Raw genomic sequence first — 19,194 nt, 5'->3', positions numbered from 1 at the left:
GGTACTTTCACCGGTGTTCCGGCCAGGCGGATGACGCGCCCTCCGCCCATGCCTAGCGTGCTCGACCGACAGGATTTCCGGATCCAGGAGGTGGAACACGTATGAAGCGGACGATGCGCCGCGTCGCGGGCGCGGCGACGGCTCTGCTCGCCATGGTGTTACTCGCACCGGCGTCGGCGGCAGGGGCGGACGCCGAGGCCGGTGCGGCAGGAGGCACGGGGCCCTACACCGCGGGCTACGAGACCGTCGCGGGCCTGCCGGACCACACCGTCTACCGTCCCGACGTCCTGCCGGCCGGAGAGAAGCTCCCCGTCGTGGCCTGGGGCAACGGCGCGTGCCGGGCGGACGGCACCTGGTTCGAGAACATCTTGACGGAGTTTTCCTCGCACGGGTTCCTCGTCATCGCCAACGGCGCACCCGGTGGCTCCGGCCAGACGTCGTCGGACATGCTCATCGAGGCGTTGGACTGGGCGGTGAAGGCGAACAGCGACCCGGGCAGCAGGTTCAGAGGCAGGATCGACACATCGAAGATCGCTGTCATGGGCCAGTCGTGCGGCGGGCTGGAGACCATGGAGGTGGCCGACGATCCGCGTATCGACACGACGGTGATGTGGAACAGCGGCCTGATGAGCAGGCTCGACAAGTGGATCCAGCTGCCCCGCCTGCACGCACCGATCGCGTATTTCATCGGCGGGCCGGACGACATCGCGTACGAGAACGCCGCCGACGACTGGGACAGACTCCCCGCCGGCCTCCCGGCGTTCTCCGGGAACCTGGACGTCGGCCACTACGGCACCTACGCCGAGCCGAACGGCGGTGAGTTCGGACGGGTCGGTGTCAACTGGCTGAAGTGGCAGCTGAAGGGCGACGCCATCGCCCGGGCGGAGTTCGTGGGGCCGAACTGCGGGATGTGCTCCAGCGACTGGGACGTGGAGCAGAAGAACCTCTCCTGACCCGGTACGCCACCGGTCGCGACGGGCGCCTCGGCTCCGCTGCGGCCGGTGGTGTTCTGGTGCTCCCGGCCAGGGTGGGCGCCGGCGCGGTCCCCGGGGGATCCCGGCCACCTCGGAGCTGCCGGGGGCACACCGGAGCCCCCGCCTGGTGCGTTCAGGGCGAGGGTGTCACGGCGACCGTCCGAAGGTGGCCCGGGTTGGCGGCCAGGAAGCCGTCGAGCGCCGGCCCGTGGGGCGATCCCCTCCAGGGACGCGTCCGTGCTCCCGGTGGGAGGCCGCTTCCCGCTTCGGCCGGCAGCCGGTCCCTGTTCCGCCGCGCGCCTCGGCGCGCAGCGCGCGGAACCTCGGAGGTCCGCAGGCCCGGCCGGGGCGGCGGCGCCCGGACCTGCGGTCAGGGGGCGGATGTCCGGAAGAAGCCGCGGGCGAAGGGGCCGTGCGCCCCGAACCCCGCGGCGCGCGCCGCCGCCACGCCCTGCCCCACTTCCACCCTGCTGCACCCGGTCCGGCTCGCACCCCCGATACTGGAGTGCACGCGGTTTCGGTGGATCGTCCGCCGTTGAGGACCCGATCAGCACGGTGGAAGGCGAAGCACGGTGACGACGACCGTCGCATATCAGGGCGAGCCCGGCTCGAATTCGGCGACGGCCGCCCGGTTCCTGTACCCAGAATGCACTGAACTGCCCTGTACCGGTTTCGAGCAGGCGCTGGACGCCGTCACGCTGGGAACGGCTGACCTCGCGGTGATCCCGGTCGACAACTCGGCCGCCGGGCGCGTGGCGGACGTGCACCACCTGCTCCCCGAGTCGGGGCTCTTCATCGTCGCCGAGCACTTCCTCGCCATTCGCTTCGACCTCATGGGGGTCCCCGGCTCGACCCCTGAGGACGTGGAATGCGTACGCAGCCACGTGCACGCCCTCGGACAGTGCCGCAAGGTCCTGCGTGCGGGCGGCTGGCGCACCCTCGTCACCGACGACACGGCCGGCGCGGCGCGTGAGATCGCCGAACTCGGCGATCCGCGGCACGCGGCGCTCGCCCCGCCAGCGGCGGCGCAGCTGCACGGCTTGGACGTGCTGCGGGCGGGCGTCGAGGACGACCCGGACAACACCACGCGATTCGTCGTACTCTCCCGCGAGGCCGTCATCGCACCGGACACGGGTGAGCCCACGATGACGAGCCTGTTCTTCAGCGTGCGCAACATCCCGAGCGCCCTCTACAAGGCCCTCGGGGGGTTCGCCAGCAGCGCCGTGAACCTCACCAAGATCGAGAGCTACCAGATGGGCGCCGGGCTGAACGCGAGCCACTTCTACGTCGAGATCGAGGGGCACCCCGACGATCCCCGGGTCGACCTCGCTCTCAACGAGCTGCGCTTCTTCTCCTCCGAGGTGCGCGTCCTCGGCGTGTATCCGGCCCACCCGCACCGCCTCGGCGTGGTCGCCGCCTGAGGGCCTCACCCGGAGGGCCCGCGTGTCGCGCGGGGGCGGTCGGGGCCCTGGCTATCCGGCCCGGGTCCGCGTCGCGCGCCACATAGTTGCTTGGTGCACGAATGTGGGTAGGTGCATGTGGTGCACGGGACGGTGCCGTGAATCGGCCCGATCCTGCGTGATGCACATGTGCCGACGCACATGTGCCGACACACGTGTGTCCGCGGACGAAGGGAGACACATGCGACTGGGTCTGGCGCTACCCACCTTCGGTCCGGACGCCGGGGCGGAGGCCATCGTCACCGTGAGCCGTACGGCAGAGGAGATGGGCTACGACTCCCTGTGGAGCGGCGACCACGTGCTCGCCCCGAGGACGCCGGGTGTGCCGTATCCCGGCGGTGACGGTGTCATGCCACGGGTCTACGAGAACTGCATGGACCCGGTCGTGGCCCTGACGCTCGCCGCGGCTCACACCCGCCGGGTCCGGCTCGGGACGAGTACGCTCAACGGCCTCTGGCATCCGCCCCTGCTGCTGGCCCGTTCGCTGACCACCCTCGACGTCGTCAGCGAGGGACGCCTGGACGTCGGACTCGGATTCGGCTGGATGCCCGACGAGTACACCGCGGTCGGCGTGCCCTGGGAGAACAGGGGGCAGCGGCTGGACGAGACGCTCGATGTGCTCGAAGGGTACTGGACCCACGACGTGTTCACGCACGCGGGTCCGCTGTTCACCGTCCCGGAGACAGTGGTCGGCCTCAAGCCGCACCAGCGGCCCGGGCCTCCCGTCCTCCTGGCGGCGTTCACCCCGAAGGGTCTGCGGCGTATCGGCCGACGGCTCGCCGGCTGGCTGCCCGGCGCGATGCCCCTGGCGCGCATCGGGGCCATGTGGACAGTCGTCGTGAAAGAGGCCGAAGAGGCGGAGCGGGATGCCGCGGCCGTACGCATGGCGCTTCGGGTCAACCTCACCCTGACCGACGTGAAGGGGGACCCGGCGCTGGTTCCCCGGGCCGGCACGATCGGTCAGTACATCGACTACGCCCGCGCTGCGGCCGACGCGGGCGTCCACGAACTCTTCCTGGACCTGGGGCAGACACCGGCCACGATCGACGAGCGCGTCGACCTGGCCGGCCGATTCATCGAGGGCGTGCGAACCGGGTGACGTGAACTGCCCTGTCTTTCCCTCTACTGCGTGTCGGCGAACGCGTCGGCCAGCGCCCGCCATTCGGTGCGGGGCAGGCCGTTGCCGCCCTCCTCGGCGGTGAGGACCTGGAGGGCGACGTGGTCGGCGCCGGCGTCGAAGTACGCCTGTGCGCGGGCCCGCACACGATCGACGTCGCCCAGGGCGAAGAGGGCGTCGAGGAGACGCACGCTGCCGCCATCCTCGAAGTCGCTCTCCGTGAACCCCAGACGCAGCAGGTTGTCGGTGTAGTTCGGCAACTGGAGGTACATCGACAGCATGTTCCTCGCGGTCGTCCGGGCCCGGTCGAGATCCGTGTCGAGCACCACCGACAACTCCGGGGCGAGCAGGGCGTCGGGACCGAGTGCCTCGCGTGCCTCTGCCGTGTGTTCGGTGGTGACGAGATACGGGTGCGCTCCGAGCGCCCGGTCGGTCGCGAGCTTCAGCATCTTCGGGCCGAGTGCCGCGAGAACCCGTCGCCCGGCATCCACCGGCGGTGCGGCGGCGTCGAGCGCGTCGAGATAGGTCACCATGGCGCTGTACGGCTTCGCGTACTGCGGCACCATAGGGCCGTGACTGACCCCGAGGCCCAGGACGAACCGGCCCCGCGCACTGGACTCGATGGCCGCGAAGGCTGCCGTCACCTCCTCGGCGGTGTGGTCCCAGATGCTCAGGATGCCGGTGGCGACCGTCACCGTGCGGGTGGCGGCGACCAGCGCCGCGGCGTCGTCGGGCGAGGGGCTGCCCCCGATCCAGAGAGCGCCGTACTTCAGCTCCTCGAGCTCGGCAGCCGCCTCCGCGATCGCCTTCCTGCCCGCCTCGTCCGCCCGTGACCAGTGCAGGGCGCTGCTCCAGATACCGACCCGTCCGAATGCCTTGCGCTTCTCAGAAGTCATGGTGTGATCAACAGCGCCTGGTGCCCGCTATTCCCGGGCGAACGGAAATCCCCCGAACGGGCCACACGCGCCTGGCATCGGGCACGCCCGTTCCCGGCGCCCGCCGAGGACGGGGCGACGCGGGCCAGAGGGCCCGGCAGGCCGCCGGCGCGGGCGAGGTGCCGGCCGGAGCTACGTGCCTCGGACGCCGCCGAGATCCAGCAACTGAAAGCCGACGTCGACGCCCTCGTCGGGGCCCTGCACCTCGCACAACCGGTGAATCAGCAACTCCGTGGACCGGGCCGACCCGGCACGACGATCCGCGTGCTCCCGACTCGAGCAAGGCCACCCCGGCAACGTGAATGACACAGCCTGGCCTGGAGTGATCGTCCGATGCCGTGGCCAGAACCAGCAGGCGTACCGCCAGCGAGCACCGGATGACGACCTGCGAAGCCGATTTGCGGCTGATTTCTCTGTTTCAGATGGGGGTGTTCTCGTCGGGGACGAAGGGGGCTCCGTGTCCGGGGACGATCAGGGCGGGCTTGAGGGCGAGGACCTTACGGCGGGTGGCGCGCAGGGCCTCGTGGTCGTCGGAGGTGGGATCTTCGGCGGGGCCGTGGACGCTCCACCAGGCGTGGGTGAGGACGACGGTGCCTTCGGCGGTTTCCGCGACGGTGGAGGTGTCCTGGGGGGGTGTGGCCGGGTGTTTCGATCAGGCGGATCGAGGGGGAGAGCTGGTATCCGTCGGCGGCCGGTCGTACCAGAGGTGGTTGTCGTAGGCGGCCCGTACGTCGTGGGCGCGCGCGTGGGGGAAGAGGGCGGCGTTGAGGGTGTGGTCGGGGCGGTGGTGGCTGAAGACCACGTCGGTTACTTGCCCGGGGCTGATTCCGGCGGCGGCGAGCGGGTCCAGGATGAGTTTGCGGTCCTCGACCATGCCGGGGTCGACGACGACGATCGTGTCGCCGTCTCGCAGGAGACCGACGGTCGAGGCGACGTGCCACGGCTTCTCGTGGCCGTCGCGGTCCGCATTGCGTGCGTCGAGGCTGTCCTAGCCGGTGGTCAGCAGGGTGAATGTGGCACTCATGAGAGGTGATGGTCTTTCGTCGATCGTGGGGAATGACCGGATGGAGGGCGAGGTGTGCCGTCCATGCCGAGGGCTCGATGGTGTGCGAAGCCGCGCCCCGGCGCGGGTCCGGTGAACCGGCGGCGGGGCTCGGGCGGCCGAACTCAGTCGGCGGTGCCTTGCGTGCGGCGGGCGTAGGCGCGGGCGGCGCGGGCGCGGTCGCCGCAGCGGACCGAACACCAGTGGCGGCGCCCGGCACGGAGCAGATAGCGGTTGCAGGGGGACGAGGGGCAGGCTGTCAGCCGTTCGGCGTCGGGCCCGGTGAGCAGGTCGGCGGCATCGGCGGCGAGGATGCCCAGGGCTTGGTCGACGATCTGGTCGATGGGGTGCGGGGCGGTGCGGTGCATGCCGCGGACCGCGTCCCAGCCGAGCGGGGAAGCGGTGGGGACCCGGGTGAGGGCGTCGTTGATGGCAGCCATCGCGGGGGCGGGGGCGGGGTGACCACCGACCTGGGCGGCGAGCAAGGCCCGTACCTGTTCGCGCAGGGAACGCAGGCGAGCCGCGCAGATCTCCTGCAAGCCGGCGTCCGCAGGGGCCAGGTCGTGGTCGACCAACCACTGGTTGGCGCCCGAAGGCGTGCCCAACGAGTCGAGGAACTGGCCGCCCGGCAGGGCGATGGCGCTGTTGGCGAGGTCGAGCGCGGGGTAGCGCTCAGCGCCCGGTGCCAGAGGCAGCCCGGGGTCGGCAGTTTCGACGGCGGTGGGGGTATCGGTCTCACTCACGCATCTCACGCTACAGCTTGCCTTCATCCGTGACAACCGCCTACAGTCACGGATGTAAGCGCATCTATCCGTGAGGTGATTTCGTCATGGCAACAACCGGCACGTCCAGCGAGCAGATCCCCGTCCGTGTCTTCGGCGGTCCGACCGCGCTCATCGAGTACGGCGGGCTGCGGTTCCTGACCGACCCGACCTTCGACGCCCCCGGCACCTACCCCTCGGGGCTGGCCAAGACCGCGCCCGCCTCCGCCACGCCCGCCGACCTGGGCCGCATCGATGTGGTGCTGCTGTCGCACGACGAGCACGACGACAACCTCGACGCCTCGGGCCGTGCCCTGCTCGCCGGTGTACCCCTGACCCTGACCACGCCCAGTGGCGCGGATCGGCTGGGCGGCACCGCCCGCCCCCTGAAGGACTGGGAGTCCATCGAGCTGGAGCGCCCCGGGGGCGGCACGATCACCGTCACCGGCGTCCCGGCCCTGCATGGCCCCGGAGCACGCGCGGACCTCGAGCCCGTCGTCGGTGAGGTCGTCGGATTCGTCCTGAGCGGTGACGGCCTGCCCACCGTCTACGTCAGCGGCGACAACGCCCAGCTCTCCCTCGTCCAGGAGATCGCCGACCGATTCGGCGCGGTGGACACCGCCGTGCTGTTCGCCGGCGCGGTCCGCACCCCCGTCCTGGACCGCGCGCTGCTCACACTCGACAGCGCTCAGGCCGCCGAGGCCGCCCGCATCCTGGGCGCCCGCCGCATCGTGCCCGTCCACTTCGACAGCTGGGCCCACTTCACCGAGGGCCGCGACGAGCTCGTCGCCGCCTTTGCCGCCGTGGGCCTCACCGATCGCGTCGACTTCGGCGTCCGCGGCTGAACCACCGGCGTCGCACGCGTACGTCGGACAGCCGGGCGCCGGCCGACAGGAACTGCCACCGCTGTCGGCCGGCGCCCCCACGCGCCGCACACCTCGAAACCGAAGGACCGCACGACCATGACCGACCCCATCCGCGGCACCCGCCACGGCTCCGCCCCCGCCGCCCTGTCCGTACTGGACTCCGCCATGACCGGCACCGGCCAGACCGCCACCGAGGCGCTGGCCGGCAGCATCGAACTCGCCCGGCTCGCCGACCGGCGCGGCTTCACCCGCTACTGGATGAACGAGCACCACGCCATGCCCGGCGTCTCCACCTCCAGCCCACCCGTCCTGCTCTCCCGCCTCACCGCGGAGACCAGCAGACTGCGGCTCGGCGCCGGCGGGATCATGCTGCCCAACCACCCGCCACTGGTCGTCGCCGAACAGTTCGGCATGCTCAACGCCCTCGCCCCCGGCCGCATCGACCTGGGCCTCGGCCGCGCGCCAGGCACCGATCACACCACCGCCGCCGCTCTGCGCCGCGGCGCGAGCGACGCCGAGGACTTCCCCCGGCAGGTCACCGAACTACTGCACTTCCTCGGCGACGACTTTCCCGCCGAACACCCTTACGCCGACCGCGTCTACGCCGTGCCCGGGCCCGCCCAGGACCGGCTCAACGGCCTCACCCCCTCCACCGGCCGCCTGCCGGTGTGGCTTCTCGGCTCGTCCGGCTACTCGGCGCAGCTCGCCGCCCGGCTCGGCCTGCCGTTCGCCTTCGCCGCGCACTTCAACCCGCGCGACGTCGTGGCCGCCCTGCGGCTGTACCGCGAGCGGTTCACCCCGTCCGAGGCCCTGGCCGAGCCGTACGCACTGGTCAGCTTCACTGTCGCGGCCGCCGACGACGAACGCGAGGCCCGCCGCCAGGCCGGCACCCTTGCCCACGCCATGCTCCGCATGTTCCAGCGCAAGTCCTACCTGCTGCCGTCCCCCGAAGAAGTGGCCGCCCACCCCTACGACGCTGAGGAACGCCAGGCCGTCGACAGCTGGCTGAAACACGTCCCGCACGGCACCCCCGAGCAGGTCACCGCGCACCTGAACCAGGTCCAGCGGGACTCCGGCGCCGACGAGCTCATGATCGGCAGCGTCGGCCACTCCGTCCAGGCCCGGCTGCGCTCCACCGAGCTGATCGCCGATGCCTACGGCATGCCTGGCCACTCACACTGACGCGGGACGGGCGACCCGGCGCCCACCGCTCTTCACCGCCGAGCCCCTGCAGTTCCAGGAGTTCCCGTGGCCACCGTCCTCGCCCTGTCCGGCAGTCCCTCCCGTACCTCCGCACCGCTCTGCTGGCCGAACGCACCGCCGCGGGCCTACGGAGTTGCGGTCACCGCTCCCACGTACTCGCCCTGCGCGACTTGCCCGCGGCACCGCTGCTCTCCGCGGACACCCACGACACCTCGCTCGCCCGCGCCGTGAACCTGGTCGCCGAGGCCGACGCCCTCGTCGTGGCCGCCCCCATCTACAAGGCCGCCTACTCCGGCCTGCTCAAGACCTTCCTCGACCTGCTGCCGCAGCATGCGTTCGACCGCTGCTCGCCACCCCCGCCGGGCACCTCGCGACCGCCCTCCGACTGCCCGAACTGACCGGCCTGTTCCTCCTCTCCACGGTCGCGTTCACGCTGGCCGCACTCAACTTGCTCGTATGGCTGCGCCCTGACCCGTTGCTGCTTGCCCGCACTCTGCCCGCCACCCCTGCTGAGGGTGCACCCGCGGATTACTCCTCTCGGCCCAGGCCCGGACTCCTCGTCGGCGTCGTGGTCCTGGTCCTCAGTCAGCTCGTCATGGTCGCTGTGATGACCATGACCCCCATCCACATGCACGCCAACGGCTTCGGCGCCGCCGCGTCCGGCCTGGTCATCGCCGTGCACACTGGCTCCATGTATCTGCCGTCGCCCCTGGCGGGCCGCCTCGTCGACCGATTCGGTGCCACGGCGATGAGCGTGGCCACTGCCGGCACGCTGCTTGCCGCGGGAGTAGTTGCCGCCCTCGCGCCCGGCCACTCCTTCCCCCTGATCACCCTCGCCCTTGTCCTGCTCGGTCTCGGCTGGAGCTTCGGCCTGGTCACCGGCACCGCGATCGTCACCAACAGCACGCCCCTGGCCACCCGCGCCAAGACTCAGGGACTGGTCGCCGTCGCCATCGCCATCGCCATCGCGGGCGCGTTCGGCGGCCTGGCCTCCGGCATCCTCGTCGCCAGCTACCCGATCCTCGCCGTTCTGTCCGGCATCCTCGCCTCCGTGGCAGCGCCTGCGGCGATCGTCGCGGCCCGTAAGAGCTCCGCGCCTGCCTTGGGATCTGCCGGGTAGGTCACAGGCGCGGATCGGCGGCCAGGATTTCCGCTGACTCGAAGAGACGACAACGCGAACACCGAGGTTATTTCATAAGCGGTCGGCTCCAGCCGAGTTCACCATCGTTTGACAGCCGCCGTACATGGCGGGCGTTCTGCCAAGCCTTCACATAGGGCCGACTGCCTGCGCCAGGACCCGCCCCGGCCTCGGCACCTGAACCTGACAGTGAAGTCGTCCGTGGCGAGCTCACGGGATCGGTCCAGACACACGCCAGTTGTCCGGCCAGCGGGAAACGAGGTGGACTGGCCGCAGCCAGGCGGCCCGACCAGGGCACACAAGGCAAGAGCCGGTTCAGCGGCTCGAGGCGGTCCAGGTGGTGAGCGAAGACGACCGTGGTGAACCCTTCAGCGGACAACTGCTGCTGCCAGTACGTCATCGCCTGATGCTGGGCCCGTACGACGTCGTTAGCCTGCACCATGTTCCGTCCACGGCTCGGACCGTGCCCGATGACGTCGGCAGCCTGGTTGCCCTGCCGCCGGAGGCCCTGCTCACACTTCCGGTTCGCCGAGTTGAAGGGTGGCCGCGATTGCACGTCGGCCTTTCCTAACTGAAGGCCTATGAATATCCTCGGACTTCAGCGGAGCGAGGAGGGGCGCGGCCTTGGACGGACTCGGACCGAGCGATCCCCGGAGCGTCGGCCCGTACAGGCTCCTCGGCAGACTCGGCAGTGGCGGAATGGGCCGTGTCTATCTCGGCAGGTCTCCCTCGGGTCGCAGGGTTGCCGTCAAGGTGGTCAGGGACGAGATTGCTGACGATCCCGGATTCCGAGCCCGCTTCCGGCGGGAGGCCGAGCTGGCGATGAGGGTTGGAGGTTTCTGGACAGCAGCTGTAGTGGAAGCGGACCCCGGCGCCCCCGAACCGTGGATCGCGAGCGAGTACATCCCCGGGCCCTCCCTGCAGCGCAGAATCGCCGACGACGGCCCGTTCTCAGCGGCCGAGGTACGTGATCTCGGTGTCGGACTGGCCGAGGCACTGGGCTCGCTCCACACGCTGGGCCTGGTCCATCGCGACCTGAAACCCTCCAACGTTCTGCTATCGGATACCGGCCCGCGCGTCATCGATTTCGGCATCTCCAAGGCCCTGGAAGGCTCCGGCGCAAGCACAGCCCTCACCCACACAGGCGTGGTCATCGGCACCCCCGGCTTCATGTCGCCCGAGCAAGCCACCGGCGCGAAGGTCGGCACGGCCAGCGACGTCTTCTCCCTCGGGGCGGTCCTTGCGTACGCTGCCACCGGCACCGAGCCCTTCGGTGCCGGTACACCCGTCGCTCTGCTCTACCGGGTCGTCAGCGAAGAGCCGAACCTGTCAGCCGTTCCATACGAACTGCGCCACGCAATTGAGCTGTGCCTGGCGAAGGACCCGGCACGCAGGCCTTCGCCAGGAGCACTGGTCGCCCTGCTCACGGATGGTGAACACACGACCGAGCCTGTTCCCGCGCCGCTGTCCACGGTCGCGTACACGCGCAATGTTGATGCGGCTGGCGGGGCAGGACCGGACACCGTGGCGAGGACGGGCGCCGAGGAGGCTCACGCCGATACGCCGCTGGAGCTTGTCGACGGCGGTGGGGCACGCTTCCGGGAGATACGGTTGCGGCGCTTGTTCGACGCCTTGATGTGGTTGGCGGTGCTCGGGACGATACCTCTGGGCGTGGCCATCACCCGGGGCATCGACGTGGTTGCGAACTGGGTTGGCGTCCTGGCCGTTTACCTCACCTTCGCAGTGCCCGTCACCGTCTACTTCTGGGCGGCCTGTCGCCCCTTCCGGGAGGCCTCCGAACTGAGCGTCGGCCGCAATGGAGTCGCCCTTCGGCGCGGCCATGACACCGCCGAGCTACCCTGGCGCGAGTTCGAACGCGTCCTGGTCTCGGTCGGCTCGGCTCCGTACTCCGTCACTCTTTTCTGCCGCTTCCGCGACCCGGGCGAAATTGACATAACCAGTCTTCCGGCCAAGAAGATCGCCACCCGTCCACCCTTGGCGACCTTTACCCTCCTGGCTCTCAACCGGGCAGAGCGCAACGCCTCATGCTCGGAAATACACCAAGCACTCGGTACATTCGCCCCGCCTGGCGTCTACCAGCCGCACCCCAAGGTCCTCAAGCGGACTGCCCTTCGAACCTCCACTCGTTGAACTCCAGGAACGCGGCTGGTAGTGCTTCGTTACCTTGAGTGACCATGCCTGGTGGGGGGGCATCTTTGAGGCGCTAGCCAGGTGGGTGGGCGCCGCAGAGCTGGGGGAGTGCGCAACCGCAGTTCCGCTGTCTGAACCACCAGAATCCACAAGCTGCTGCCTGTCTGAGCGGACGCGGCGACGGATTGTCCGGTAGCCACGAGGCGGGACGCCAGCGGTGAGACCGGATTGAGGGGACGCCCGAGGTGCTGGGCGTCGGGGCAGGCAGGCAACGACGTGGGCGAGCCACGCGACGGCTGAGGGGCCCCTGCGCCGAGGAGAGGCACGGCGATCGAGGGTCTGCGGCAAGGTCACCCTGACGGTGGCCACGGCCGGGATCCTCGAACGCTCATGCCGTGTGTCGTGCTGTTTCTCGCGTCATCAGCCCCTTGCGTACTGCTGCAGAGAGGCCGTCAGGAGATGGGAGTCGAGCAGGGAGACGTCCGCCGTCCGGTCGGCGCGGGCATAGCCGGCCAGCATGCGTTTGGTGAGGACGAGGGCCTCCGGCGAGCGCCGGACGAGGGGTCTCGTCCAGGCGTCGACGACCGAGTCGAGCCGGTCCAGTGGCGCGGTCCGGTGCAGAAGACCGATGCGCTGCGCGGCCTCGGCGTCGAACACGTCGCAGGTGAGCATGAGCTCGCGGATCCTCGCGGCGCCGGCTTCGGAGACCAGGCGGCCCATCGCGCCGCCCCAGGCGGGCGGCAGACCTATGCCGACCTCCGGCATGCGGAAGCGACTGGTGTCCGCGCCTGCGCGGAGGTCGCAGAAGGAGGCGAGCGCGAGCCCCGCGCCGATGACGCGCCCGTGCAGACGGGCGATGGTGACCACGTGCGTGTTCTCCAGGGCCTGGCACAGCCGGTGGGCCCTGTCCGCGATGCGTCGCAGGCTCGCGCCGGTCGGATCGGCGGCCAGGGCCTCCTGGTATTCACCGCGGTCGGCGCCCAGACAGAAGTCCTCACCCTGTGAGGACAAGGTCAGGACGCGGACGTCCGGTCTCTCGTGCAGGTCGTCGAGGAGCGCGGCCAGGTCGTCGAGGACGGCGGCGTCGAGCGTGTCCGCGCCCTCCCAGGGGTTGAGGCGGACATGGAGTACGGGTCCGTCCTGCTCGACGAGTATCGCCTTGGGGGAGGGGCGGGTGTTCGTGCGGGCGGGGACGCGGGTGTGGCTCGGTTCGGTCATGCGAGGGCTACATCCAGGTTCAGCAGGCGCCGGAACGCCACGCGGGGCGCCATCGACGGGGGGCGTACGAGGGCCAGACGGGGAACACGGCGGATCAGCTGACGGAGGAGGGTCTGCGCCTCCAGACGGGCCAGCGGAGCGCCGAGGCAGTAGTGGATGCCTCCGCTGAAGGCGAGGTGGCCGGGGGAACGCTCGGGGTCGAAGCGGTCGGGATCGACGTGCCGTGCCGGGTCCCGGTGTGCCGCGCCGACCATGAGGTGCACCATCTCGTCACGGCGGACCTCGTGCCCGCCGAGTACCAGGTCCTTGGAAGCCACCCGGCTGATGACGTGGGTGGGCGGGTCGTAGCGCAGGGTCTCCTCGACGAATCCGGCCACGAGACCGGGGTTGTCGGCGACCTGGTCCCAGCGTTCGGGGCTCTCGACGAGCCGGAGCGTCATCGTCGACAGGAGGGTCGCGGTGGTCTCCAGGGCGGCCAGCAGGACGAACAGGACGAGGAAGTAGACCCCTTCGTCAGCCTTGTCCTGGTCGGTCTCCATCGCGTCCCAGGTCCGGATCCACCCGGTGACGGGGTCGTCGCCGGGGTGCGAGCGGCGGTGGCGGACGAGGTCCATGAAGTAGGTGCGGAGTTCGGCCGTGGCGGCGTCGGACAGGGCGAGCTGGCTGGCCGAGGGGAGCAGCTCCTGGGTGAACACCTGATCGTGGGTCAGCTGACGCAGCCGGGGCCAGTCCGCCTGGGGCAGCCCGAGCCAGTCTCCGATGGTGGCAACCGGCAGTTCCTCGCAGACCAGGGCCGCGAAGTCCGCCTCGCCGGTGCGTATTCGCTCCGTGAAGGAGTCGAGAAGCCGATCCGCGGTCTTGCTGACACTCCTGCCGATCCGCTCCACGGTGGCCCGGTCGAACGTGCCCGCCGCGCGCCGCACCCTGGTGTGGTCGGGCGGGTTGAGGGCGGCGAGGGTGTTGCTCATCTCGCGTGAGGACGGTGCGTTCCACCGCGTACCCGCCCCTTGGCGCTCTCGCCAACGCTTGTCGGGCTCCAGCCAGTCACGGTTGCGCAGTACCTGGTCGCAGGCGGCGAAACCGGTGACGACCGAGCCGCCCCAAGGAGCGGGTACGACCTCGCCTCTCGCGAGGAGTTCGGCGTAGATCGGGAAGGGGTCGGCCTGCCCTCCTGCCGTCCGGAGACGGGAGAAGAGGGAGGCAGACGCCCGACGGTCGTACGACGGAGTTGTGGTAACCCCCATAGTGGCGGCTCCTTTCTGAGAACCAGCCGCCATGCATACCCACATGATCGTTAAAGCATCCACTACCCCTGGGTACACAGAAGGTTACTTAGATCACTCTCGCCTCACTCACCCCGTGTCCAGGCCAGGAAGCGGCTGAACAGGCCTCCCTTGTGCTGGGGGGCGGCGGACGGTGCCGGGCGCGACGGCCCGGCGGTGGACGGTGCCGAGGCACCGGTCTGCTGCTGGTAGCCCTGGCTCCCGTGCGGGGAGGCGGACTCGGCGGCCGAGGGAACCGTCCGCGGGGTGAAGCGGATCGGCAGGGTCACCAGTGAACGGCTCCACGGGCTGGGGGCCCAGGTGAGCGCCTTGAACGGGACGCGCATCTCGACGTCGGGCAGCCGGTTGAGGAGCGCCTCCACGGCCGTCACCGCGATCATGAACGCCGGGTCCTTGGCCGGGCAGGCGTGCGGGCCGGCCCCGAACGCCAGGTGAGCCTTGGCGCTGAGCTGTTCGCGGTGCTCGGTCAGCTTCGGGTCGGTGTTGGCCGCGGCGAAGGAGATCAGGACCGGGTCGTTCGCCTGGATCACCCGGCCGCCCAGCTCGACGTCGTGGGTCGGGTAGTGGGCCGCGTAGTTGGCGATCGGCGCGTAGTTCCACAGGGTCTGGGACACGGCGTCCTCGACGGGCAGGCCGCTCTGCCAGTCCTCGTCGAGGTACAGGGCGCTGCTGGTGCCGATGGCCGCCGTCAGCGGTGCGGTGCCGCCGGAGAGCAGGGTGACCAGTTGGTGCAGCACCTCCTCGTCGCTGAGCTGGGCGGGGTGCTCCATCAGACGGGTCGTCAGGTCGGCCGCCGGCTGGCGCCGCTTGAGGGCGATCAGCTCGGTGAGCGCCCCACCCAGCACCTCGTCGGCTCCCGGCGTCCCTTCGAAGATGCCGCTGATGCCGGCGATCACCCGGTCACCGATCTCGGGCGGACAGCCGAACAGGTCGCTGAAGACCAGCAGCGGAAGCGGCTGGGCGTACTCGGCCATGAGCTCCGCCTGACCGCGCGGCTCGGAGCTGAACCGGCTGATCAGGTAGTTGGCGGACTGCTGGGTCTGCCTGATGAGCTGGTGCTCGTTGACGGTGGCGAGACTGTCGGTGACGGCCTGGCGCAGGCGGGCATGGGCCGCGCCGTCGCTGAAGAGCGCGTTGGGGCGGTAACCCATCATGGGCAGCGCGGGGCTGTCGGCCGGGACACGCCCCTCGTTCAGGGCCTTCCAGCGGCGCGAGTCGCGCACGAAGGAGGCCGGGTTCTGCAGTACGTACAGCGCGGCGTCGTAGCTGGTGACGAGCTCGGCCTGGACATCGGGGGCGATGTCCACGGGCGCGCTCAGGCCGAACGCGCGCAGCTGCGTGTAGTGGCCGTCCGGGTCGGCCCCGAAGGAGGGGCCGTAGAGCTGGACGTTCCCGTGCGCGGGGCAGCCGGGGGGTATCTCCTGCGGATCAAGTGGCTGTTGCATTCCTGCGCTCCTAGCCGAGTAGGGACATGAGGTGTTTCACGAGGGTGATGAGGGCTTGCGCCGAGGAACTCTCGTCGCGTACGTCGCACTTCACGACGGGGGTCTCCGCGGTGAGGTTCAGCGCCTCGCGCACCTCGTCGAGCGGGTAGTCCGTGGTGCCTTCGAAGTGGTTGACGGCGATGGCGTACGTCAGGCCGAAGCGCTCGACCAGGTCCAGTACGGGGAAGGACTCGTGCAGCCGTTCCGGGTCGACGAGGACGAGCGCGCCCAGGGCGCCCCGGGAGAGCTCCTCCCACATCTCCTTGAAACGCTCCTGCCCGGGCGTTCCGAAGAGGTAGAGGACCAGCGAGTCGCTGAGGGTGAGACGGCCGAAGTCCATGGCCACGGTGGTGGTCTTCTTGTCGGGGACCCCCGACAGGTCATCGAAGCCGACACTGGCCTCGGTGATCTCCTCCTCGGTCCGCAGCGGCTCGATCTCCGAGAGACTGCCGATGCAGGTGGTCTTGCCGACCCCGAAGTGCCCCACTATGAGGATCTTCACCGCGTGGGAGACGTCTGGATCCAGGTACACGCGTTTACGCTCCGAATCGATTCTTCAGGCCTTCGAGCACGGCGCTGACCAGTTCTCTGTCGACACGTTCGGCGCGCGGGATCGGCCGTCTCACGAGGATGAGGCCGTCCTCCTCCAACTGCGCCAGCAGGATGCGGACGACGCCCAGGGGCAGGTGCGTGTGCCCGGCGACTTCGGCCACGGACAGGAAGCCGTTGGCGACCAGGTCCATGACCTGATCGGCTTCCGGTGACAGGGTGCGCCCCACGACCGGCCCGTCCTGCGCCGCCGCTGTCACGAGCGTCGTGTGCTCGTACTCGTGGTCCGGAGGAAGCGCACGTCCGTTCGTGATCACGAAAAGAGGGACTAACGGGGACGTCAGTTCCAGCTCGGGATCCTGCTCGGGGCCGTCAGGCATCGCCTGCGCCCTCCCCTCGTGTCGAGGACGCGGTCAGTCTCGGTACCACCTCGTGCAGACGCGTGGTGAACTCCTCGATGTCGCAGTCGTGCTCCGCCGCGGCGGCGAGGAACGATCCGGTGCCGGCGGCCATCAGGAAGATCCAGCCGTGCTGGAACTCGATGACGGTCTGACGCCACTCGGCGTCCTCCAGGACTCCCGCGAACTGGGAGGTGACCCGGCTGTAGGCGTGTATCCCGGTCATGGCCGCGGAGATCGTGTCCGCGAGATCCCGGCTCATCCCCTTGGTCGCCCCGCGAGGAAGGCCGTCGGACCCCAGCAGCACGGCATGCCGCGCGCCCTTGACCTCGGATATGACTTCATCGAGTTCGGCCAGGACGAATCCCGCGTCGCTCGCGCTCTGCCGCCGGGGCGAGGTACCCCGCGCACCGCCGGCGTCCTCGGAACGCACGCGTGGAGGCGAGGTGAGGTTGTTGCCCAGCCGGGCGACGAGGCGGTGCATACGGAAGGAGATCTGCTGCATGTCCACATCGGGGGCGGCAGCGGCGGCGAGGTAGGCGCCCTGCCCCGCCCCGATCAGAAAACTCCACCCGTGGGAGAACTCGATGATGGTCTGGTTCCACTGCCGGTCCTCCTCCGGTCCGGCGAAGTGGGCCGTGGCGCGGCTGAGCGACTGCATGCCGGCCATGGCGGCGGAGATGGTACGCACTTCCTTCTCGGCCAGGCCCTCCGTCGCCCCGCGGGGAAGGCCGTCCGCGGACAGCAGGACGGCGTGCCGTGCACGGGGCACGTTGTGCACGATGTCCTCGAGCATCCACGACAGGTCTGCGGTCATGCGTCTTCGGACCCTTCGAGCGAGGTGGCGTCAAGGTTGCGGCCGGAGAGCGTGCCGCGCTGGAAGGCCCCCAGGCTGCGCCCGGAAGCCCGGCCCGTCTCCTGCGGTGTCCGCGTCGCCTGCGGGGTCGCGTCGGGGTCGGGAACGCTCGCGATGGGCGCCTGACGCGCTCCTCGCTTGGGAAGCCCGTGCATCGTGCGCGACGTCGAGCTCTGGGGGCGGCTCTCGGAGCTCTGGGGACGGCTCTCGGCCGAGCGCCTGATGTTGCTGACGGGGGCCTCCTGGGCGGGCGGTATCTCCTCCATGGTCCACAGCTCCTCGGGCAAGAGGACGACGGCCCGGACGCCGCCGTACCGGGAGACTCCCGTGACATCCACCTTGAAGCCGTGCTGACGCGCGATCAGCCCGACGACCGGGAAGCCGAACTTCGGCTGGGTCCCGAGCTGCGACAGGCGGGGGGCGACCTCGCCCGAGAGCAGCGCGGTCGCCCGCTGCCGGTCCTCGTCGTTCATGCTGACGCCGGCGTCGTCGATGACGATGCACAGGTTGTTCTGCACGCGCTGGAACGTCACCTCGATCGGTGCGTCGTGCTGGGAGAAGCTGGCAGCGTTGTCAAGCAGCTCCGCCACGGCGAGCGCGACCGGCGCCACGGCGGACGCCTTCAGTGCCAGCCCGGTCTGCTGCATGATGGCGACCCGGTGGAAGTTACGGATCTGGCCCTGGGCGCTGCGCACCACGTCGTAGACGCTCGCGGGCCTGTTGCGGCGGCCGAGAGGCGCACCGCACATCACGGCGATGCCCTGCGCCTTGCGCGCCATCTGGGCATTGGCGTGGTTGACGTCCAGCAGTTCGCTCAGGACGGCGTGGTTGCCGTACTTGCGCTGGATGCCGTCCAGGAGGGTCGTCTGTTCGGCGGCCAGACTCTGCAGGAAGCTGGCCGCACCCTTGAGGACGGCCTTGGTGTTCTCCTCGGCGGCTTCCTTCGCCTCGCGGAGCGTGTTGTCCTGTTCGTTCCGGAACTGCTGCAGCTCTGCGCGCGATGCGTGAAGCAGGCTGTCCGCCGCGAGCAGCTGGCGCCTCAGCTCGGCCTCGTTCTGCTGCTTCTTCGCCCCCAGGGCTCTGTTGCGGGCGACGAGTGCCACGACTGCGACAACGGATATCACCGTCAGCGCAACCAGACACCAGACAAGTGCGTCTCGATTCATGGAAACCTTTCCCGGCGCATGGCATGCGGACGGCGGCGGATACACCTCGCGAAGGACCCGCGGCACGGCCGCTCGGCACTGTTCACCTGCTGTTACGCGGAGAGCAGGCCGCCGATCGGAAATCATTTTCTGCGTCAAGTGGATCAAGATCACAGATGCCGGGATGCTATCACCGGATCTACGTTCGAAGGACTCCCGCTATGGCCGCGCAGGCGGCCAACGCGGCCTCTGTCACGTCAGGTTGACTAGCCCTTTCGCCTCGACCGCGGTCACCCCTCGACCCCACTCGCAGCGGATACGTCAACGGGTCCTTCACAAGAGGAGTGACAATCTCTCACATCGATCTGAGGCACCGTCAACCGGACCCCCGGCCGGACGTGCGACTCCGTGCGGGGTGTCTCCCGCACCGGCGCCGAAGTTCTTCCGGTCTTCACCGACGCGTCATGCGCGTTCACCCATCAGTTACCTGTGCATGACACTCCGACCGGGCGAACGCGCGACAGGCCGTACGCCGTGCGGTGGCGCCTGCCCGGAAGCTCTGAGAGCTGTCCCCTGCCCGGTGGCGGGGGCCTCGATACCGTCGTGACCGCCAT

17 protein-coding genes and 1 pseudogene are annotated in these 19,194 nt (G+C 69.9%); 8 read left to right on the top strand and 10 right to left on the bottom strand.

The window, feature by feature from the left end:
* Positions 1 to 101: 101 nt before the first annotated feature.
* The 3 genes from ACFYQ6_RS29310 (at position 102) to ACFYQ6_RS29300 (ending at position 3,533) form a co-directional block, all read left to right on the top strand.
* The gene (locus tag ACFYQ6_RS29310) at positions 102 to 953 is read left to right on the top strand and encodes a hypothetical protein (RefSeq protein WP_361585704.1); all 852 of its coding nucleotides are present in this window, start codon (positions 102 to 104) and stop codon (positions 951 to 953) included.
* 593 nt (positions 954 to 1,546) lie between these two features.
* A complete protein-coding gene (locus tag ACFYQ6_RS29305; RefSeq protein ID WP_361585701.1) occupies positions 1,547 to 2,395 on the top strand; it encodes a prephenate dehydratase in 849 nt (282 codons plus the stop codon).
* A 220-nt stretch (positions 2,396 to 2,615) separates the two neighbouring features.
* A complete protein-coding gene (locus ACFYQ6_RS29300; RefSeq protein ID WP_361585699.1) occupies positions 2,616 to 3,533 on the top strand; it encodes a TIGR03619 family F420-dependent LLM class oxidoreductase in 918 nt (305 codons plus the stop codon).
* Positions 3,534 to 3,556: 23 nt separating this feature from the next.
* Here the strand turns inward: ACFYQ6_RS29300 and ACFYQ6_RS29295 are convergent, their stop codons facing one another.
* The 3 genes and pseudogenes from ACFYQ6_RS29295 to ACFYQ6_RS29285 form a co-directional block, all read right to left on the bottom strand.
* A complete protein-coding gene (locus ACFYQ6_RS29295) occupies positions 3,557 to 4,447 on the bottom strand; it encodes an LLM class F420-dependent oxidoreductase (RefSeq protein WP_361585697.1) in 891 nt (296 codons plus the stop codon).
* A gap of 691 nt (positions 4,448 to 5,138) precedes the next feature.
* A pseudogene (locus ACFYQ6_RS29290) lies at positions 5,139 to 5,405 on the bottom strand (MBL fold metallo-hydrolase); the annotation flags it as partial.
* A gap of 248 nt (positions 5,406 to 5,653) precedes the next feature.
* Complete coding sequence (locus ACFYQ6_RS29285; protein ID WP_361585694.1) at positions 5,654 to 6,271, bottom strand: ABATE domain-containing protein; 618 nt, start codon at positions 6,269 to 6,271, stop codon at positions 5,654 to 5,656.
* 86 nt (positions 6,272 to 6,357) lie between these two features.
* On the opposite strand from ACFYQ6_RS29285, the gene ACFYQ6_RS29280 reads away from it, so the two are divergent.
* The 5 genes from ACFYQ6_RS29280 to ACFYQ6_RS29260 all read left to right on the top strand — a co-directional run bounded on the left by ACFYQ6_RS29280 (position 6,358) and on the right by ACFYQ6_RS29260 (position 11,647).
* Entirely contained in the window at positions 6,358 to 7,134 is a 777-nt protein-coding gene (locus tag ACFYQ6_RS29280; protein WP_361585691.1) for an MBL fold metallo-hydrolase, read from the top strand.
* A gap of 117 nt (positions 7,135 to 7,251) precedes the next feature.
* Positions 7,252 to 8,337: an LLM class flavin-dependent oxidoreductase gene (locus ACFYQ6_RS29275; protein ID WP_361585688.1), complete on the top strand. Its 1,086-nt coding sequence runs from the start codon at positions 7,252 to 7,254 to the stop codon at positions 8,335 to 8,337.
* A complete protein-coding gene (locus tag ACFYQ6_RS29270) occupies positions 8,334 to 8,756 on the top strand; it encodes an NAD(P)H-dependent oxidoreductase (protein WP_361585714.1) in 423 nt (140 codons plus the stop codon). The genes ACFYQ6_RS29275 and ACFYQ6_RS29270 overlap by 4 nt, the downstream gene beginning before the upstream one ends.
* A 50-nt stretch (positions 8,757 to 8,806) precedes the next feature.
* The gene (locus ACFYQ6_RS29265; protein WP_361585685.1) at positions 8,807 to 9,478 is read left to right on the top strand and encodes an MFS transporter; all 672 of its coding nucleotides are present in this window, start codon (positions 8,807 to 8,809) and stop codon (positions 9,476 to 9,478) included.
* A 642-nt stretch (positions 9,479 to 10,120) separates the two neighbouring features.
* Complete coding sequence (locus ACFYQ6_RS29260) at positions 10,121 to 11,647, top strand: serine/threonine-protein kinase (RefSeq protein ID WP_388765791.1); 1,527 nt, start codon at positions 10,121 to 10,123, stop codon at positions 11,645 to 11,647.
* Between the two features lie 420 nt (positions 11,648 to 12,067).
* On the opposite strand, the gene ACFYQ6_RS29255 is transcribed toward ACFYQ6_RS29260, so the two are convergent.
* From ACFYQ6_RS29255 to ACFYQ6_RS29225, 7 genes are all read right to left on the bottom strand, one after another.
* The gene (locus tag ACFYQ6_RS29255; protein WP_361585680.1) at positions 12,068 to 12,865 is read right to left on the bottom strand and encodes an enoyl-CoA hydratase/isomerase family protein; all 798 of its coding nucleotides are present in this window, start codon (positions 12,863 to 12,865) and stop codon (positions 12,068 to 12,070) included.
* Positions 12,862 to 14,109, bottom strand: coding sequence for a cytochrome P450 (locus ACFYQ6_RS29250; RefSeq protein WP_388765788.1), 1,248 nt, complete (start codon positions 14,107 to 14,109; stop codon positions 12,862 to 12,864). Before ACFYQ6_RS29250 ends, ACFYQ6_RS29255 begins: the two co-directional genes overlap by 4 nt.
* 104 nt (positions 14,110 to 14,213) lie before the next feature.
* Positions 14,214 to 15,593, bottom strand: a complete 1,380-nt coding sequence (locus ACFYQ6_RS29245) for a cytochrome P450 (protein ID WP_361585673.1) — start codon at positions 15,591 to 15,593, stop codon at positions 14,214 to 14,216.
* Positions 15,594 to 15,603: 10 nt separating this feature from the next.
* Positions 15,604 to 16,164: an ATP/GTP-binding protein gene (locus ACFYQ6_RS29240; protein WP_145807330.1), complete on the bottom strand. Its 561-nt coding sequence runs from the start codon at positions 16,162 to 16,164 to the stop codon at positions 15,604 to 15,606.
* A gap of 4 nt (positions 16,165 to 16,168) precedes the next feature.
* Positions 16,169 to 16,561, bottom strand: a complete 393-nt coding sequence (locus ACFYQ6_RS29235; RefSeq protein ID WP_361585669.1) for a DUF742 domain-containing protein — start codon at positions 16,559 to 16,561, stop codon at positions 16,169 to 16,171.
* Complete coding sequence (locus tag ACFYQ6_RS29230) at positions 16,554 to 17,396, bottom strand: roadblock/LC7 domain-containing protein (protein WP_361585667.1); 843 nt, start codon at positions 17,394 to 17,396, stop codon at positions 16,554 to 16,556. The genes ACFYQ6_RS29235 and ACFYQ6_RS29230 overlap by 8 nt, the downstream gene beginning before the upstream one ends.
* Positions 17,393 to 18,601 (bottom strand): ATP-binding protein, encoded by a 1,209-nt coding sequence (locus tag ACFYQ6_RS29225; RefSeq protein ID WP_388765785.1) that lies wholly within the window; start codon positions 18,599 to 18,601, stop codon positions 17,393 to 17,395. Before ACFYQ6_RS29225 ends, ACFYQ6_RS29230 begins: the two co-directional genes overlap by 4 nt.
* Between the last annotated feature and the right edge of the window lie 593 nt (positions 18,602 to 19,194).

Origin of the sequence: Streptomyces sp. NPDC005494 (assembly GCF_042872025.1) — a bacterium.
Taxonomy (GTDB): Bacteria; Actinomycetota; Actinomycetes; order Streptomycetales; family Streptomycetaceae; genus Streptomyces.
This window is presented reverse-complemented; position numbering and strand designations above follow the sequence as displayed.

Bases quoted from the DNA above. Each gene is read 5' to 3' on its own strand.
- ACFYQ6_RS29310 (WP_361585704.1), top strand. From the start codon at position 102: ATGAAGCGGACGATGCGCCGCGTCGCGGGCGCGGCGACGGCTCTGCTC.
- ACFYQ6_RS29300 (WP_361585699.1), top strand. From the start codon at position 2,616: ATGCGACTGGGTCTGGCGCTACCCACCTTCGGTCCGGACGCCGGGGCG.
- ACFYQ6_RS29295 (WP_361585697.1), bottom strand. From the start codon at position 4,447: ATGACTTCTGAGAAGCGCAAGGCATTCGGACGGGTCGGTATCTGGAGC.
- ACFYQ6_RS29280 (WP_361585691.1), top strand. From the start codon at position 6,358: ATGGCAACAACCGGCACGTCCAGCGAGCAGATCCCCGTCCGTGTCTTC.
- ACFYQ6_RS29275 (WP_361585688.1), top strand. From the start codon at position 7,252: ATGACCGACCCCATCCGCGGCACCCGCCACGGCTCCGCCCCCGCCGCC.
- ACFYQ6_RS29255 (WP_361585680.1), bottom strand. From the start codon at position 12,865: ATGACCGAACCGAGCCACACCCGCGTCCCCGCCCGCACGAACACCCGC.
- ACFYQ6_RS29250 (WP_388765788.1), bottom strand. From the start codon at position 14,109: ATGGGGGTTACCACAACTCCGTCGTACGACCGTCGGGCGTCTGCCTCC.
- ACFYQ6_RS29245 (WP_361585673.1), bottom strand. From the start codon at position 15,593: ATGCAACAGCCACTTGATCCGCAGGAGATACCCCCCGGCTGCCCCGCG.
- ACFYQ6_RS29235 (WP_361585669.1), bottom strand. From the start codon at position 16,561: ATGCCTGACGGCCCCGAGCAGGATCCCGAGCTGGAACTGACGTCCCCG.
- ACFYQ6_RS29230 (WP_361585667.1), bottom strand. From the start codon at position 17,396: ATGACCGCAGACCTGTCGTGGATGCTCGAGGACATCGTGCACAACGTG.
- ACFYQ6_RS29225 (WP_388765785.1), bottom strand. From the start codon at position 18,601: ATGAATCGAGACGCACTTGTCTGGTGTCTGGTTGCGCTGACGGTGATA.